The sequence below is a fragment of the Cobetia sp. genome, from assembly GCF_983723665.1.
In genome coordinates this window covers 36,866-53,952 of record NZ_CFDJES010000001.1, presented here as the reverse complement: position 1 = coordinate 53,952, position 17,087 = coordinate 36,866, and the positions used below count along the sequence as shown (strand labels likewise).

The window sequence follows — 17,087 nt, the reverse complement described above, 5'->3', positions numbered from 1 at the left end:
CGAGGGCTTTTTGTTGGTGGCTGCTTTCAGTCATGAACCGCGAGCCATGAGCCATCAGCGACTGGCACCTGGGCAGGCAGGCGTCAGGCCTGTGCTCAGAAGCTGTAGAGGATGGAGGCCGCCGTGGTGGTGTCGGTCTTGGCATCCGACTCGTCGGGCGGGTTGGTGTTGTTCTCGATCTCGTGCGAGAGCTTGAGAGCGAGGCTTGCATTGATGGCGACCGTCAGCGCGGTATAGCTGCGACTGATCACGTTCTCGCGCGTGGCCTCCGCCGAGAACTGCTGCTCGAACTTGGAGGTGTCGGACAGCTGCCAGCGGTAGTCCATCGCGCCATAGCCCAGCAGGTAGTTCTCGTGATCCCCCGCCGTGATGTCATCGAAGCGATAGCCCGGCCCGGCCTCGAGGGAGAGGTTGTGCTCGGGGCCATCCAGTATCGTGATGCCCTCACCGACGATGGAGGTGACCTGGTGGTTGTAGCCGGAGAAGCGCTCCTTCTCCCAGCGCAGCAGCCCGAAGGCGTAGTGATCATCGCTGAGGTCATAGCGCTCGCGCTGGCCGACCAGGTACTTGTCGGTCGTGGTCTCGCCACTGCTGGAGACATGTTTGGCCTCCACACGGAAGGTGTGGGTCCAGGGCTTCAGGTGCCAGGAGAGGCTGGTCTTGCCCAGCAGGGTCTCGCTGTTCGAGTTGCCCGACAGCTTGGTGAAGCCCAGCTCGGCCTGGCCGCTGAAGGGCTCAGAGTCCTCGCTGGCGGGTGGCGGTGCATAGAAGAGGTCGTCTGCGACAGCCGTGTCGAGGGGAAGCAGGGCCAGGCACAGAAACGCGGTCCTGCGCAGTGTGGGCAATGGGTGAAGCATGCGAACTCCGGCATGTTTGAGGCATGACATCATCATCGGGAATGTGGCTTGCGAGATGACGCTTGCTGAGCGAGGCGGCCTGGCGCGTCATCCGGACGCTACCAGTGGATCGCGATACGGGGGAGCCTTGCGAATGCTCAGATGGCAGAAGAGCGACCAGCGGCCGCTCTTCCTTGGGCTCTCCCCCTGCCGATGAGGCTGGCAGGCGAGGTCTGGAGATCAGATCAGAAGATGGCCTCGAAAGTTCCGGTACCTTCCGAGCCGCTTTCCTGCTCCAGCTCCTTGCGGATGGTGCGTTCCTTGTAGGGCGGCAGATTATCCTTGCGGAACAGCTCACTGATGCCGCCGGACTGACCGCTGCGCAGGCGCTTGCCAGAGTCCGGGTCGATGGTCGCCGTCACGATGTTTTCCGGACGCTCCATGGTGGAGGACGGCATGCCCTTGAGGGCGCCGCGCATGTAGTCGACCCAGATGGGCAGGGCGGCCTGGGCGCCATACTCGGCCAGGGTGTCGTTGGAGTCCTTGCCGACCCAGACCGTGGCCACCAGCTTGCTGTTGAAGCCGGAGAACCAGGCATCACGCTGGTCGTTGGTGGTGCCGGTCTTGCCGGCCAGGTCATCACGACCCAGCGCCAGGGCGCCACGGCCAGTACCGCGCTTGATGACATCCTGCATCATGTCACGGATCAGATACATGGCTTCAGGGGAGGCGACACGCTCGGCCAGCGGGTACTGGCGACCGTCACGATTGACGGTGACCATGCCCGGCGCACAGTTGGCGCAGGCAACCGGCGGATGCGCTTCATAGTCGGTCTCGTCATCGCCACGCGTGATGGTATCGATGTACCAGGGCTCGACACGGAAGCCGCCATTGGAGAGCACGGCATAGCCGCGTGCCATCTCCAGCGGGGTCAGCGAGGCGCTGCCCAGGGCCAGTGACAGGCCATTGGGCAGCTCGTCACGCTGGAAGCCCAGCTTGACCAGGAAGTCGAGGGTCTTGTCGAGGCCGACCGTCTGCAGCAGACGCACGGAGACCAGGTTCAGCGAGCGATACAGGCCAACGCGGATACGGGTCGGGCCGGTGAACTTGCCGCCGGCATTTTCCGGACGCCACACCTTGCCGCCATCCTGAAGCACGACGGGGGCGTTGTTGATGATGGTCGCCGGTGACATGCCGGCCTGCTCGAGCCCGGACAGATAGACGAACGGCTTGAAGATCGAGCCTGCCTGACGGCGTGCCTGGATGGCGCGGTTGAACTTGCTGGCGGAATAGCTGAAGCCACCTTGCAGGGCGAGGATGGCGCCACTTTCCGGGTCCAGCGAGACGATGGCGGATTGCGCGTCCGGCAGCTGGCCCAGGCGGTAGCCGTCGTCCTGCTTGATCACGCGTACCAGATCACCGGCCTTGGCGATCTCGGCGGCCGACCCCGGCACGCCACCACGCCATTTGGCGCTCTTGTACTCACGCGCCCACTTCAGGCCGTCCCAATCGAGGGTCACGACCGTGGCGTCGGCCAGCAGTGCCTTCATCTGCTTGCCGGTGCTTTCGACCACGATGGCGGCCTTCAGTGGGCCGTAATCCGGGGTGCGGTCGAGCACTTTCAGCCAGTTCGAGACATCACGGTCGATGCCGGCGATGCGCTTCTCGCTCTTCTGGGCCGCCTGCTTGGCGGTTTCCAGCACTTCCGGTGACTTGGAGAGTTCTTCCTCGAGGCCGGCCTGATCGGTCTGGTCCTGGGCTTCCGCCAGGGAGGCGGCGATGTCGGATTCCTCGACCCCGCGCCAACCGTGGCGGGTATCGTAGGCGATCAGCCCCTTGGTCAGCGCATCACGTGCCATTGGCTGCAGCGAGCTGTCCAGCGTCGTGGTGATGCGGACGTTGTCGGTGTAGGCCTTGTCGCCGAAGCGGTCGACGGCGAAGCTGCGTGCCATTTCCGCGACGTAGGGTGCCTGCACTTCCGGTCTGGAATAGTGGCGTGCCGCGGTGATCGGTGCCTTGACGGCTTCGTCATAGGCCTGCGGCTCGATGTAACCCAGCTCCTTCATGCGCAGCAGGATCCAGTTGCGACGGATCAGTGCGCGCTGCGGGTTGGTCAGCGGGTTGAAGCTTGACGGCGCCTTGGGCAGGCCGGCCAGCATGGCCTGCTCGGCCAGGGTCAGCTCATCCAGGGACTTGTCGTAGTAGGTGCGCGCAGCGGCGGCGATCCCGTAGGCGCGATGGCCTAGGAAGATCTTGTTGACGTAGAGCTCCATGATCTCCTGCTTGGAGAGGATCTCTTCCATCTGCAGCGACAGCAGAATCTCGCGAATCTTGCGCGTGAAGGTCTGGTCCAGCGTCAGCAGATAGTTGCGCGCCACCTGCATGGTGATGGTGCTGCCACCGGACTGGATGCTGCCGCTGGAGGCCAGCTGCACGGCCGCGCGCGCCAGCCCCTTGGGGTCGATGCCCGGGTGGGAGAAGAAGTTGCTGTCCTCGGCGGCGAGGAGGGCGTCGACGAAGGTCTCGGGGATCTCGTCGTAGGTGACCGGGATGCGGCGCTGGTCACCGTATTCGCCGATCAGCTTGCCATCGCGGGTATAGATGCGCAGCGGCGTCTGCAGCTTGGTATCCTGAAGCTGATGGACGTCGGGCAGGCCCGGCGAGAAGTACAGCGAAGCGCCAACGATGGCCAGAAGTCCCGCGACACATAGTGATAGCAGCAGCCAGAACACTGGCGAAAGTAGTCGTCTCAATAGCTTCATGGGCAAGACAGGGTCCGTGGGTAAGAAAAGCGAGTGGCTGCGCGGGGATTGGCAATTCCATTGCTGGGGCATTATAAGTAGCGGGTTCAGATGCGGCCAGCGTTGAACCCTGACTTGCGCGTCTGTTGTGTTATTCTGGGAAACATAATGTAACATCCTGGAATGATAGAGGGTGTCGCGGCAACGTCGTCAGGGAACCGGCGGCCAGCCAGTCTGGCAAGATCGTCATCAGAGCAGGGGAACGCCAATTGCTGGGACTCAAATCCGCCGGCAAGGGACTCATCGGGGTCGATATCACGTCGGCCACGGTGAAGCTCCTGGAGCTGTCCAGGCAAGGAAATCGATACCAGATCGATAGCTATGCGGTGCGTCCACTCAAGGAAGGCGCAGTCGTCGAGCGACGTATACGGGACATGGACGAAGTCGTGCTGGCCATCAAGCGCGCGGTCGAGCAGGCACAGCCGCGCTCGAAGCGTGCCGTGGTCGCGGTTCCCGCGAGCGCTGCCATCACCAAGACATTGAGCTTCCCGGCCAATCTCGCCGATGACGAGATCGAGCAGCGCATCGCGCTCGAGTCCGAGAAGCACTTTCCCTTTCCGCTGAACGATGTCGCGTTCGACTTCCAGCATCTGGGCGTCAATCCGCGCAATCCCGATCAGCAGGATCTGCTGCTGGTGGCGTGTCGCAGCCTGGACGTCGATCAGCTGACCTCGGCACTGTCCCAGGCCGGCCTCGAGCCAGCTGCCGTCGATGTCGAGACCTTCTCCCTCGAGCGCGCCTTCGGCGAGCTGCGTCATCAGTTGCCGCCGACCTACGACAACGAAGAGTGTGTTGCCGTCGTCGATATCGGTGCGACGATGACCGCCTTCCACGTCATCCAGAATGGCCGCATCGTCTACAGTCGCGACGCCGTCTTCGGTGGGCGTCAGCTGACGGACGAGATCATGAATCGCTTCGATCTCTCCAATGATGAGGCGGGCCTGGCCAAGAAGCGTGGCGGTCTGCCGGATACCTATGACAGCGAAGTGCTGGGTCCGTTCCGCGAGACGCTCATCCAGCAGATCGCACGCTCACTGCAGCTCTATTACACCGCCGGCAAGCGCCGCGAGGTGCAGCGTATCCTGCTCGGGGGCGGTACGGCCGCCATCGTCGGGCTGCGTGAAGGCCTGGCGGAGCACACCGGGCTTGAAGTGATCATGGCCAACCCCTTCACTCACATGAGCGTCAATCCGCGCGTCGACATCCAGGCGCTGGCGGGCGATGCCCCGGCGATGCTCACGGCCTGCGGTCTTGCGATGAGGAAGCGCTCATGACCATCGAGATCAACCTGCTTTCCTGGCGTGAAGACCGGCGTGAGAAGCGCAGCAAGCGCTTCATGGGCATACTGGCGCTGGCGGCTGTCATCGGTATCGGTGGCGGCTATGGCATGAGCGAGTATTACCAGAGCCAGCTCGAGGCGCAGCAGCAGCGCCATGCCTTCATCGAGAAGGAAATGGCCCGCCTCAATCGTGACATCAAGGAAGTCGAGGACATCGAGGCACGCCGCACCCAGATGCTCGACCAGATAGAGCTGATCCGCAGTCTGCAGTTCTCGCGTCCGGAAACGGTACGGGTCTTCAATCAGCTGGTGACGTCTCTGGTGGACGGCGCCTGGTATCAGAGCATCAGTCGCAGCGGGCGCCAGCTCAAGGCGAATGGCACGGCGGAAAGCACGCGTCAGGTCTCCGGCCTGATGCGCGCCATTGCCTTGTCGGATTCCTTCGGCACCCCGACGCTCTCCGATGTGCAGAGCAATGACGACGATCAGCGCAGCTTCAACATCATGATTCCGGAGCGCCCGATGGGGTCGGCGCTGAGCGCTGCCGATGCGGAAAATGACAAGAAAGGAGGTCGGCGATGAGTTTCATCGATGCTGAAATCCGCCGCCTCAAGTCGACGGATTTTCGTGATCTTGACCTGAAGGAAGCCGGTATCTGGCCGGTCACGCTGCAGGCCGTGCTGGCGCTTATCGTGCTGGGCGCCCTGTTCTGGGCGTCCCATTGGTTCCTTGCGGCGCCCAAGGCAGAAGACCTCGAGCGTCTGCGTGCCCAGGAAAATCAGCTGCTTCAGCAATTCGAGAGCAAGGCGTTCAAGGCCGCCAACCTGCCGGCCATGCGCGAGCAGATGGTGGAGCTGGAGTCCCGCATGGGGCAGCTGCTGGAAATGCTGCCCACCGACGCGGAAGTCCCGGCGCTGCTGGATGACATCAGCGAGACGGCGATCAACAACCAGCTGGCGGTCGAGTACATTCGTCTGAAGCCGGCGGAGAATCGCAACTTCTACGTCGAACAACCTTTCGATATCAAGGTGCGCGGCGACTATCATCGTATCGCCGCCTTCATTTCCGGTGTCGCGGGGCTTTCACGCATCGTGACGCTGCATGATTTCGTGCTGACGCCGGTCGCCAACAGCGATGATCTCGAGCTGTCGCTACTGGCCAAGACCTACAATTATCGCCAGACCCCGGCAACGTCAGGAGGCAAGCAATGAGCCTGATGACACGTCGAAACACCGTGATGGGAAGTGCGTTGCTGGTCACTCTGCTGGCGGGTTGTGGGGATCCGCAGCTGGGCGCGCTGGAAGGGGAGCTCGAGTCCTTGAGGGGGCGTCCTTCCGGCAAGGTGCAGGAGTTGCCGCCGCAACCCGAGTATCATCCCGTCACCTATGACATGGCGGATGCGCGCAGTCCTTTCCAGTCACGCCTGCCGGAGCCCGAAGAGGAGCTGACGGCCGTCGACAACGGTGTGCGACCGGACCTCGATCGCCCTCGTGAACCACTGGAAGCCTGGCCGATGGAGCAGCTCAGCATGGTCGGGACGCTGGATGTCGATGGCGCGCGTTCGGCGTTGATTCTGACGCCGGAGCAGGAAGTCCAGCGTGTGCGGGTCGGCAACCATATGGGCAGCAACTTCGGCAGGATCACCCGTATCGGTGATACGCAGATCGATATGGTGGAAATCGTGCCCAATGGTCAGGGCGGTTGGATAGAGCGGTCTCGCGCCATGGCGCTGAAAGAGCCCGTGTCGCAAGGTGGTTGAGATCACTGGCGTTGGCAGTAGCCATATTGTCACGGAAGACGAACGGTCGACCCGCAAGAGTTGGCGACCGACACCATAACGCTTCGATAAGAATAAGGCGCGATCAGCCCGACGGTTGAACGGAGCCACGGCGAGACAGGGGACTAGGGAACATGACGCGATTGCAACGAATGAGTCTGCTGGGGCTGGCGGCAGTCGGTAGCCTGATGGCGAATGTGGCGATGGCTGCATCGTCGCTGCAGGACCTCAACTTCACCGCCCTCGGGGGCGACCGTATGGAGCTCAAGCTCGACTTCGTCGGCGGAGTGCCGGAGGTCAAGGGCTACCGTATCGAGACGCCGCCGCGCATCACCATCGACCTCCTGGATACCAGCAGTCAGCTCGACAAGCGTCGCTTCGATCTGGGGCTCAGCGGCGTGGACGAACTGGTGGCGCTGGAGGCCGGCTCGCGCACGCGTCTGGTCATGAAGCTCAACCAGTCCAAGCCGTACGTCACGCGCACCGAGGGCAACAGCCTCTACGTCATCATCGGCGAGCAGGGCGGTGCGCCGGGCGCTCAGCCTGCGGCTGCCTCCCAGGCGAACGCCGCCAACGTGCCGCCGGACAATCGTGCCCTGGAAGTGGCCAGCGAGCCGGCCGTCAGTGGCATCGATTTCCGTCGTGGCACGGACGGTGAAGGTCGCGTCGTGATCAACTTCAACCGCTCCAACGTCGAGTCGCGCGTCACCGAGCGCGGGCGCAAGATCTACGTCGACATCAAGGGCGTGAAGCTGCCGCCGGAGATGAATCAGGTGCTGGATGTCGGCGATTTCGCCACGCCGGTGACGCGTATCGATCCGCAGCGTACCCGTGATGGCGTGCGCATGGTGGTGGATGCCAGTGGCTACTACACCCAGCTGGCCACCCAGGCAGGCAACGAGCTGGTGCTCGAGGTCAAGCCGCTGACGCGCGAAGAGCAGGCGGAGCGCATCAAGGACAAGTTCCCCTACACCGGCAAGAAGATCTCGCTCAACTTCCAGAACATCGAAGTGCGCTCCGTGCTGCAGATCATCGCTGACTTCACGGGGCTCAATCTGGTCGCCAGTGACAACGTCACCGGCAACGTGACCCTGAACCTGAAGGAAGTGCCCTGGGATCAGGCGCTGGATCTGGTGCTCAAGTCCAACGGTCTGGCCAGTCGTCGCATGGGTAACGTGCTGATGGTCGCGCCGGCGGAAGAGCTGGCGGCACTGGAGCGCAAGGAGCTCGAGGCGAACCAGCAGGTCAAGGAGCTGGCGCCGATGACCACCGAATACATCCAGGTGCGTTATGCCAAGGCGGCGGACCTGGCGGCGTTGCTGCGCGGTGAAGGCGGTATCGGTCTGCTGTCCGAGCGGGGACGCGTGATGGTCGATGAGCGCACCAACACCATGCTGATCCAGGATACCCGCGATACGCTCGAGTCCATTCGCGGCACGCTGGAATATCTCGATATCCCGGTGCGTCAGGTGCAGATCGAGGCGCGCATCGTCATCGCGCGCAGCAGCGTCTCCAGCGAGATCGGTGTCAACTGGGGGCTTTCCAACAGCAGCAACGGCAAGTTCGGCCTGGAAGGCGCGTCGACCGGTACGACCAGCAACGGTGGTCTGAGCGTAGATCTGGGTGATGACAGCAGTCCGGGAAGCACCTTCAGTTTCGGTTACCTGTCCGGCGATATCCTGCTGGACCTGGAGCTCTCGGCGCTGGAAAGCGAAGGCAAGAGCCAGACCATCTCCCAGCCCAAGATCATCACCGCCAACCAGAAGAAGGCCGTCATCAAGCAGGGGCAGGAAATTCCCTACGAGGAGGCGACCTCCAGCGGTGCGACCAACATCGAGTTCAAGGAAGCGGTGCTGGCGCTGGAAGTGACGCCGCAGATCACGCCTGACAACCGCATCATCATGGATCTGTTGATCAACAATGACGATGTCTCCGATGACAGCTTCAATGGCGAACCGGCCATCGATACCAATGAAATCGAGACGCAGGTGCTGGTCAATGATGGCGAAACCGTGGTGCTGGGTGGCATTCTGACCTCCGAGCAGATTCGCAGCGTCTTCAAGACGCCCTTCCTCGGGGACCTGCCGGTGATCGGGAATCTGTTCCGCTATACCGAAGAGTCCAACGAGAAGGTAGAATTGCTGGTATTCATTACCCCGAAGATCATCGAGGACGGCCTGGCGGTGCGCTGATGCATGTGATTCCCAACGTATTCCTTGTCGGCCCCATGGGGGCCGGCAAGAGCACTATCGGCCGCCTGCTGGCGGCCGACTTGCATCGTGAATTTTGCGATAGCGACCATGTGATTGAAGACCGCTGCGGAGCCAGCATTCCGTGGATTTTCGACGTCGAGGGCGAGTCCGGCTTTCGTGAGCGTGAGCAGGCTGTCATCGATGAGCTGACCTCGCTCAGGGAAGTCGTGATGGCCACCGGTGGCGGCGCCATCATGGCGGAGGCCAATCGGCGCGTACTGCGCGAACGCGGCACTGTCGTGTATCTCTACGCGCCTGTCGAACAGCAGCTCAAGCGAGCCGGCCGTGATCGCAATCGTCCGCTGTTGCAGCAGGATGACCCCGGGCGGGTGCTCAAGCGCCTGTTCGAGTTGCGTGACCCGCTCTACCGCGAGACGGCCGATATCATCGTGCGTACCGATCGGCGCAGTCCTCGGGCGGTCACCAACGAGATCCGTCGCCGCATCAAGGCGCTGGCGGACCCGTTGCACGCCCCTGGCTAGTCTCATCAGCGCCTGGTGGCCCTGGCGGGCATCAGTCGCTGTCATCTGTTTCGCCCAAGGAGAATTCTGATGTCCCTGGCACCTGCTCATCGTCTTGATGTCGCGCTCGGCGAGCGTAGTTACCCCATTCATATCGGGCCGGGCCTGACCGCACGTGGTGATCTGATTCGTGAGCACCTTGCGGGGCGTCAGGTGATGATCGTCACCAACACCGTGGTGGCACCGCTGTATCTGGACGCACTGAAGGCCTCGTTGGGCGAGGGGCTCGATATCCGCGAGGTCATTCTCGACGACGGTGAGCAGACCAAGCACATGGCCAGCATCGGCCTGATCTGGGATGCCCTGCTCGAGGCCGGCTTCAATCGCCGCTGCACCTTGATCGCCCTCGGTGGTGGCGTGATCGGTGACATGACCGGCTTCGCGGCGGCCTGCTATCAGCGGGGCGCGGCCTTCATTCAGGTGCCGACCACGCTGCTGTCGCAGGTGGATTCCTCGGTGGGCGGCAAGACCGGCGTCAACCATCCGCGTGGCAAGAACATGCTGGGCGCCTTCTGGCAGCCGCGTCTGGTGCTGATCGATACCGCAAGTCTCAAGACATTGCCACAGCGTGAGCTGTCAGCGGGCATGGCCGAGGTCATCAAGTATGGTCTGCTGTGGGATGAAAGCTTCCTGAGCTGGCTGGAAGACAACATGACGGCCTTGATGGCGCTGGATGAGACCCTGCTCGGTGAAGCCATTCGCCGCAGCTGTGCCATCAAGGCGGATGTCGTGGCGCAGGACGAGACCGAGCAGGGCGTGCGTGCGCTGCTCAATCTGGGGCACACCTTCGGGCATGCCATCGAGACGGACCAGGGCTATGGCGTCTGGCTGCACGGCGAAGCCGTCGGCACCGGCATGCTGATGGCGGCTGAGCTTTCGGCGCGCATGGGCTGGCTGTCGAGTGCGGATGTGGAGCGTGTCTCGCACATCATCGCCAAGGCAGGCTTGCCGCTGGCGGCTCCGGAAGACATGGGCGTCGAGGACTTCCTCAAGCACATGCAGCTGGACAAGAAGAATGTCGATGGCCGTCTGCGCCTGATCCTGCTTGAGCGTATCGGCCGAGCGGTGATTACCGAAGAGGCGCCAGCCGGTGTGCTGGCCGACATGCTGGAGCACTGGCCGCGCAGCTCTCGCTGACATCCCGGCCAGCCAACGGCTGGTTCATGGGCGCTGCACGACCACGCAAGCCGTCACCCTCTGGGTGGCGGCTTTTCTTTTGGCGGGTGTCAGCGCGCCGTGACGGAGTCATTGGTGGAGCGTGATTCCTGAATTGGTATGCCGTATGCGTAATCGGTATGGGGTAAATCGAATAAAAACGCTGTTTTTTATTTAACCAATACTAAAGTTGCAAGGCGAAATTCATGGGGCATGTCTACCCGCTAAGCGCTTGAGCCTACAGGGTTTTTTGGTTGAAGGTTCTTCTAACCTTCGGTTTTGTCAGGTTTTTTTGGTCGATGGGCGACCTGTGGAGAATTGCGCAGGCGGGAAGCTGGGGGATATGCTCGAGGGAAATCTGGCGTCGTGTAGCGACACTGATGGCGCCACTATCGGCAGGTATAAAAATAAAGATAACCGATAACTATAACCGGGAAAATGCTTGAAAAAAAGCATCTGGACACATGATTTCTCCGTGAGGCACGCCCCATGAACAAAGGTCTCCACCATCCGGGAGAGTTCCGCGACAACTGCGGCTTCGGTCTGATCGCCCATATGGAAGGGCAGGCGAGCCACGAATTGCTGCAGACCGCCATTGAATCCCTGACCTGCATGACCCACCGTGGCGGGATTGCCGCTGACGGCAAGACCGGCGATGGCTGTGGCCTGCTGCTCAAGATGCCGGACGGCTTCATGCGCCAGATCGCTCGAGAAACCCTCGGGCTGGAACTGGGCGCTCGCTATGCCGTCGGCACGCTTTTCCTGCCCGATGATGACGCGCGTGAACAGTCCGCGCGTGACGCCTTCGAGTCGGCGCTGAGCGCGCGCAATCTCGAGGTGCTGGGCTGGCGCGACATGCCGGTGGATGACAGCGTGTGCGGCCCGATGGCCCGCGACTGCCTGCCGCGCATCCGTCAGGTCTTCGTCGGTGCCGCCGACGAGCGCACCGACATCGCCTTCAATGTCGATCTGTTCATGGCGCGCCGTTATGCCGAGCAGGCGCTGAAGAGTGAAGAGGACTTCTACGTCTGCTCGCTTTCCGGCAAGGTCATCTCCTTCAAGGGTCTGGTGATGCCGGAAGACCTTCCGCGCTTCTACAAGGACCTGGGCGACCCGCGCCTCGAGACCGCGATCTGTGTCTTCCACCAGCGCTTCTCGACCAACACCGCGCCGCGCTGGCCGCTGGCCCAGCCGTTCCGCTTCCTCGCCCACAATGGCGAGATCAACACCATCGAGGCCAACCGCGGCTGGGCCAACGCGCGCAAGGAGAACTTCGTCTCCGAGCAGCTGCCCGAGATCGCCGAGCTGGACGAGATCGTCAACACTGTCGGCTCCGATTCCTCCAGCATGGACAACATGCTGGAAGTCCTGCTGACCGGTGGCATGGATATCTATCGCGCCATCCGCATGATGGTGCCGCCGGCGTGGCAGAACGTCGAGCAGATGGACTCCGATCTGCGTGCCTTCTATGAATACAACTCCATGCACATGGAGGCCTGGGACGGCCCGGCGGGCATCGTGCTCACCGACGGTCGCCACGCCGTGTGCATGCTGGACCGCAACGGCCTGCGTCCGGCGCGTTGGGTCATCACGCGCAATGGTTTCATCACCCTGGCCTCCGAGATCGGCACCTACGATTACAAGCCGGAAGATGTCGTCGCCAAGGGGCGCGTCGGGCCGGGTCAGGTGCTGGGTGTCGATACCGAGACCGGTGAAGTGCTGCACACCGATCAGGTCAGTGAGCGCCTCAAGGGCGCGCATCCCTACAAGCGCTGGCTGCGTGAGAACGCCAACTATCTCGAGTCGGCACTGACCGAGCTGGCGCGTTTCCAGCCGATGGATGCCGATCAGCTGGACGTCTACCAGAAGATGTTCCAGGTCAGCTTCGAGGAGCGCGATCAGCTGCTGCGCCCGCTGGCCGAGAGCGGTCAGGAGGCGGTCGGCTCCATGGGCGATGACACGCCGATGGCCGTGCTGTCGCGCCAGAACCGCGTGCTGACCGACTACTTCCGTCAGAAGTTTGCCCAGGTCACCAACCCGCCGATCGATCCGCTGCGCGAAGCGATTGTGATGTCGCTGGAGACCTGCTGTGGCGCCGAGCTCAACATCTTCGACGCGACGCCGGAGCACGCGCATCGCCTGATCCTGACCACGCCGGTGCTGTCACCGCGCAAGTTCAATGCGCTGGTCAATCACGAAGATCCGGCCTTCACCTCGCAGACGCTCAAGCTGCACTACGATCCGGCGCAGGACTCCCTCAAGCAGGCGCTCAAGGGCCTCTGTCAGCAGGCCGAGGAAGCGGCGCGCAATGGCAAGGTGATCCTGGTACTCAGCGACTGTGGCTTGAAGAAGGGGCAGCTGCCGATCCACGCCGCACTGGCGACCGGCGCCATCCATCATCACCTCGGTGCGCTGGCCCTGCGCCCGCGCGTCAACCTGGTGATCGAGACCGGCTATGCGCGTGACGCGCACCAGATGGCAGTGCTGTTCGGGGTGGGCGCCACGGCGGTCTACCCGTACCTTGCCTATCAGGTGATGGCTGACATGCATCGCACCGGCGAGCTGTCCGGCAACCCGGCAGATGCCCGCGAGAACTATCGCAAGGGCATGCAGAAGGGCCTCTACAAGATCCTGTCCAAGATGGGCATCTCGCACATCGGCTCCTACCGTGGCTCGCAGCTGTTCGAGGCGGTCGGTCTCAACAGTGAAGTCATGGACATGTGCTTTACCGGCATGGCCTCGCGCATCGAAGGCGCCGGCTTTGCCGAGCTGCAGTTCCAGCAGGAACTGCTGGCCCGTGAAGCCTGGCTGCCGCGCAAGCGCATCAAGCAGGGCGGACTGGTCAAGTACGTGCATGGTGGCGAATACCACGCCTACAACCCGGATGTGGTGGTGAAGCTGCAGCAGGCCGTGCAGCAGGGTGACTACGGCAAGTGGAAGGAATTCGCGCGCCTGGTCAACGAGCGTCCGGTGGCGACCATTCGTGACCTGCTGACCCTCAAGCCGGTCGCCGAGCCGCTGCCGATCGAGGAAGTCGAGTCCGTCGAGTCACTGCTGCCGCGCTTCGACAGCGCCGGCATGTCGCTTGGTGCACTGTCTCCCGAGGCACATGAAGCGCTGGCCCAGGCCATGAACGAGGCCGGTGGGCGCTCCAACTCCGGTGAGGGCGGTGAGGACCCGGCGCGTTACGGCACCGTGCGCTCCTCCAAGATCAAGCAGATCGCCTCCGGTCGCTTCGGTGTCACGCCGGCGTACCTGGTCAATGCCGAGGTACTGCAGATCAAGGTCGCACAGGGCGCCAAGCCCGGTGAGGGCGGTCAGCTGCCGGGCGGCAAGGTCAACGACCTGATCGCACGTCTGCGCTACGCCGTGCCGGGGGTGACACTGATCTCGCCGCCGCCGCACCACGATATCTATTCCATCGAGGATCTGGCGCAGCTGATCTTCGATCTCAAGCAGGTCAATCCGTCGGCGCAGGTCTCGGTCAAGCTGGTCTCCGAGCCGGGGATCGGCACCATCGCCACCGGTGTCGCCAAGGCGTACGCCGACCTGATTACCGTCTCCGGCTATGACGGTGGCACCGCGGCCAGCCCGATCACCTCGATCAAGCACGCCGGTTCCCCGTGGGAACTGGGGCTGCCCGAGGTGCATCAGGCGCTGCGCATCAACCAGCTGCGGCACAAGATTCGTCTGCAGACGGATGGTGGCCTCAAGACCGGCCTGGACGTGGTCAAGGCCGCGATCCTGGGCGCCGAGAGCTTCGGCTTCGGTACCGCGCCGATGGTCGCACTGGGCTGCAAGTACCTGCGTATCTGTCACCTGAACAACTGTGCCACCGGTGTCGCGACCCAGCACCAGGCGCTGCGTGACGAGCATTTCCGCGGCACCGTCGAGATGGTCAAGCACTACTTCCGCTTCATCGCCGAGGAAGTGCGCGAGCTGATGGCGCTGCTGGGCGTGCGTCAGATCACCGACCTGATCGGTCGTACCGATCTGCTCGAAGTGCTGGAAGGTGAGACCAACGCGCAGCGTCGTCTCGACCTCACGCCGTTGCTGGGCAATGACTTCGTGCCCAAGGACGCGCCGCAGTTCTGCCAGGTCAGCCGCAACGAGCCGCATGATCCCGGTGCCAAGAACCTCGAGATGCTGGCCGCGATGGAATCTGCGATCGACAGCCGCAGCGGTGGCGAGTTCAGCTTCCATGTCACCAACTGCGATCGCTCGGTGGGCGCGCGTGTCTCGGGTGAAATCGCCAAGCGCTATGGCGAGGCCGGATTGGCGGGCTCGCCGCTCAAGGTCAGCCTGACCGGTGTGGCAGGCCAGAGCTTCGGTGTCTGGAACGCGCACGGACTCGAGATGCATCTGGAAGGCGACGCCAACGACTATGTCGGCAAGGGCATGAACGGCGGCAAGCTGACCATCGTGCCGCCGCGTGGTTCGCGCTTCGAGAGCCACAAGACCGCCATCATCGGCAACACCTGCCTGTACGGGGCGACCGGCGGCAGGCTGTATGCCGCGGGCACCGCCGGCGAGCGCTTCGGGGTGCGTAACTCCGGTGCGCACGCCGTGATCGAAGGCGCGGGTGATCACTGCTGTGAGTACATGACCGGCGGTCTGGTGTGCGTGCTGGGCGAGACAGGCGTCAACTTCGGTGCGGGCATGACCGGCGGCTTCGCCTACGTGCTGGACGAGAATCGCGACTTCGTCGACAAGTACAACCACGAGCTGGTGGAAATCCACCGCATCAATACCGAAGCCATGGAGGCCTATCGTCGCCATCTGCGCGAAGTCATCGAGGAATATGTGGCCGAGACCGGCTCCGAGCGCGGGCGCGACATCCTGCGTGATTTCCCTGACTTCGTGCGTCACTTCTGGTTGGTCAAGCCGAAGGCGGCAAGCCTCAACGGCCTGCTGGACCAGTCACGGCGTCAGCCGGAGTGATCGCACCCCTCACCCCAGCATGCCTCGGGTGAGGGCCCGCACCGCGACGGTGCCCGGATTTTGAAGGAGGATTCATCATGGCCAATCAGCTCGCCAACGACTTCCAGTTCATCGATGTGGGTCGTCAGGACCCGCAGAAGAAAGATGCTCGCGTGCGCGCACGTGAGTTCAACGAGATCTATGCCGAGTTCAAGCCGGTAGAAGCCGCCAGCCAGGCACATCGCTGCCTGGGCTGTGGCAACCCCTACTGTGAGTGGAAGTGCCCGGTACACAACTACATTCCCAACTGGCTGAAGCTGGTCTCCGAGGGCAATATCCTTGAAGCCGCCGAGCTTTCGCACCAGACCAACTCGCTGCCGGAAGTCTGTGGTCGCGTCTGCCCGCAGGACCGTCTCTGCGAGGGCGACTGCACCCTGAATGACGGCTTCGGTGCCGTCACCATCGGCTCGGTGGAGAAGTACATCACCGACACCGCCTTCGCGATGGGCTGGCGCCCCGACATGTCCAAGGTCAGCTGGACCGACAAGCGCGTCGCCATCATCGGTGCAGGCCCGGCGGGTCTCGGTGCCGCCGATATCCTGGTGCGCAATGGCGTGCGTCCGGTGATCTATGATCGCCATCCGGAAATCGGCGGTCTGCTGACCTTCGGTATCCCGGAGTTCAAGCTCGAGAAGGGCGTGATGACGCGCCGCCGCGAGATCTTCGAAGAGATGGGCATGGAGTTCCGTCTCAACGTCGAGGTCGGGCGTGATGTGACCTTCGATGCGCTGCTCGAGGAATACGATGCCGTCTTCCTCGGTATGGGTACCTACAACGCCATGAGTGGCGGCTTCCCGGGCGAGGATCTGCCGGGCGTGCACAAGGCGCTCGACTTCCTGATCGCCAACGTCAATCACTGCCTGGGCTTCGAGAAGGACCCGGCGGATTACGTCTCCATGGAAGGCAAGAAGGTCGTGGTGCTCGGCGGCGGTGATACCGCGATGGACTGCAACCGCACCTCCATCCGCCAGGGCGCGGAAAGCGTGACCTGTGCCTACCGTCGTGACGAGGCCAACATGCCGGGCTCACGTCGTGAGGTGACCAATGCCCGCGAAGAGGGCGTCGATTTCCTCTTCAACCGTCAGCCGGTGGCAGTGGTCGGCGATGGCAAGGTCGAAGGCGTCAAGGTCGTGCGCACCCGTCTGGGTGAGCCGGATGCCAATGGTCGTCAGCGTCCGGAAGTGGTGCCGGGCTCTGAAGAGATTCTGCCGGCGGATGCCGTGGTCGTGGCCTTCGGCTTCCAGGCAAGCCCTGCGCCGTGGTTCGCCGACTTCGACATCGCCGTCGATGAGCGTGGCCGCATCGCGACCAGCGCCGAGCGTCATGCCTTCCAGACCACCAATGCCAAGGTGTTCGCTGGCGGTGACATGGTGCGCGGCTCCGATCTGGTGGTGACCGCCATCGATGAAGGTCGCCGTGCCGCTGAAGGGATTCTTGATTTCCTGGAAGTGTAAGGGTCATGTGACGTCACGCATCAGGCCCGCCA

Annotated in this window: 11 protein-coding genes; 9 read left to right on the top strand and 2 right to left on the bottom strand. The window is 62.8% G+C overall.

Translation table 11 applies throughout. The features are described from left to right. Positions 1–95: 95 nt before the first annotated feature. On the bottom strand, positions 96–857 hold the full coding sequence (locus AC4FAH_RS00210; RefSeq protein ID WP_043332961.1) for a DUF481 domain-containing protein: 762 nt from the start codon (positions 855–857) through the stop codon (positions 96–98). Between the two features lie 224 nt (positions 858–1,081). After that, positions 1,082–3,598: a penicillin-binding protein 1A gene (locus AC4FAH_RS00205; RefSeq protein ID WP_287020549.1), complete on the bottom strand. Its 2,517-nt coding sequence runs from the start codon at positions 3,596–3,598 to the stop codon at positions 1,082–1,084. 248 nt (positions 3,599–3,846) lie between these two features. Between AC4FAH_RS00205 and pilM the strand changes: the two genes are divergently transcribed. From pilM to AC4FAH_RS00160, 9 genes are all read left to right on the top strand, one after another. Continuing rightward, positions 3,847–4,911, top strand: coding sequence for a type IV pilus assembly protein PilM (gene pilM, locus AC4FAH_RS00200; RefSeq protein WP_107335932.1), 1,065 nt, complete (start codon positions 3,847–3,849; stop codon positions 4,909–4,911). Continuing rightward, the gene (locus tag AC4FAH_RS00195) at positions 4,908–5,498 is read left to right on the top strand and encodes a PilN domain-containing protein (protein ID WP_153636592.1); all 591 of its coding nucleotides are present in this window, start codon (positions 4,908–4,910) and stop codon (positions 5,496–5,498) included. The genes pilM and AC4FAH_RS00195 overlap by 4 nt, the downstream gene beginning before the upstream one ends. Continuing rightward, positions 5,495–6,127, top strand: coding sequence for a type IV pilus inner membrane component PilO (locus AC4FAH_RS00190; RefSeq protein WP_153636591.1), 633 nt, complete (start codon positions 5,495–5,497; stop codon positions 6,125–6,127). The genes AC4FAH_RS00195 and AC4FAH_RS00190 overlap by 4 nt, the downstream gene beginning before the upstream one ends. Next, complete coding sequence (locus AC4FAH_RS00185) at positions 6,124–6,675, top strand: pilus assembly protein PilP (protein ID WP_107335934.1); 552 nt, start codon at positions 6,124–6,126, stop codon at positions 6,673–6,675. Before AC4FAH_RS00190 ends, AC4FAH_RS00185 begins: the two co-directional genes overlap by 4 nt. Positions 6,676–6,827: 152 nt before the next feature. After that, positions 6,828–8,885: a type IV pilus secretin PilQ gene (locus AC4FAH_RS00180; RefSeq protein ID WP_153636590.1), complete on the top strand. Its 2,058-nt coding sequence runs from the start codon at positions 6,828–6,830 to the stop codon at positions 8,883–8,885. Next, positions 8,885–9,427, top strand: a complete 543-nt coding sequence (aroK, locus tag AC4FAH_RS00175; RefSeq protein ID WP_054556506.1) for a shikimate kinase AroK — start codon at positions 8,885–8,887, stop codon at positions 9,425–9,427. Before AC4FAH_RS00180 ends, aroK begins: the two co-directional genes overlap by 1 nt. Positions 9,428–9,496: 69 nt before the next feature. Then, positions 9,497–10,603 carry a 3-dehydroquinate synthase gene (gene aroB, locus AC4FAH_RS00170; protein WP_054556505.1) on the top strand — a complete coding sequence of 369 codons (1,107 nt, stop codon included), beginning with the start codon at positions 9,497–9,499 and terminating at the stop codon, positions 10,601–10,603. Positions 10,604–11,110: 507 nt separating this feature from the next. Next, complete coding sequence (gene gltB, locus AC4FAH_RS00165; protein WP_054556504.1) at positions 11,111–15,562, top strand: glutamate synthase large subunit; 4,452 nt, start codon at positions 11,111–11,113, stop codon at positions 15,560–15,562. Positions 15,563–15,639: 77 nt separating this feature from the next. Continuing rightward, a complete protein-coding gene (locus AC4FAH_RS00160; RefSeq protein ID WP_043332950.1) occupies positions 15,640–17,055 on the top strand; it encodes an FAD-dependent oxidoreductase in 1,416 nt (471 codons plus the stop codon). Positions 17,056–17,087: the final 32 nt, after the last annotated feature.

Excerpts from the sequence above, each read along its gene's own strand:
- AC4FAH_RS00195 (WP_153636592.1), top strand. The coding sequence starts at position 4,908 with ATGACCATCGAGATCAACCTGCTTTCCTGGCGTGAAGACCGGCGTGAG.
- gltB (WP_054556504.1), top strand. The coding sequence starts at position 11,111 with ATGAACAAAGGTCTCCACCATCCGGGAGAGTTCCGCGACAACTGCGGC.
- AC4FAH_RS00160 (WP_043332950.1), top strand. The coding sequence starts at position 15,640 with ATGGCCAATCAGCTCGCCAACGACTTCCAGTTCATCGATGTGGGTCGT.
- AC4FAH_RS00180 (WP_153636590.1), top strand. The coding sequence starts at position 6,828 with ATGACGCGATTGCAACGAATGAGTCTGCTGGGGCTGGCGGCAGTCGGT.
- AC4FAH_RS00190 (WP_153636591.1), top strand. The coding sequence starts at position 5,495 with ATGAGTTTCATCGATGCTGAAATCCGCCGCCTCAAGTCGACGGATTTT.
- AC4FAH_RS00205 (WP_287020549.1), bottom strand. The coding sequence starts at position 3,598 with ATGAAGCTATTGAGACGACTACTTTCGCCAGTGTTCTGGCTGCTGCTA.
- aroK (WP_054556506.1), top strand. The coding sequence starts at position 8,885 with ATGCATGTGATTCCCAACGTATTCCTTGTCGGCCCCATGGGGGCCGGC.
- AC4FAH_RS00185 (WP_107335934.1), top strand. The coding sequence starts at position 6,124 with ATGAGCCTGATGACACGTCGAAACACCGTGATGGGAAGTGCGTTGCTG.
- AC4FAH_RS00210 (WP_043332961.1), bottom strand. The coding sequence starts at position 857 with ATGCTTCACCCATTGCCCACACTGCGCAGGACCGCGTTTCTGTGCCTG.
- aroB (WP_054556505.1), top strand. The coding sequence starts at position 9,497 with ATGTCCCTGGCACCTGCTCATCGTCTTGATGTCGCGCTCGGCGAGCGT.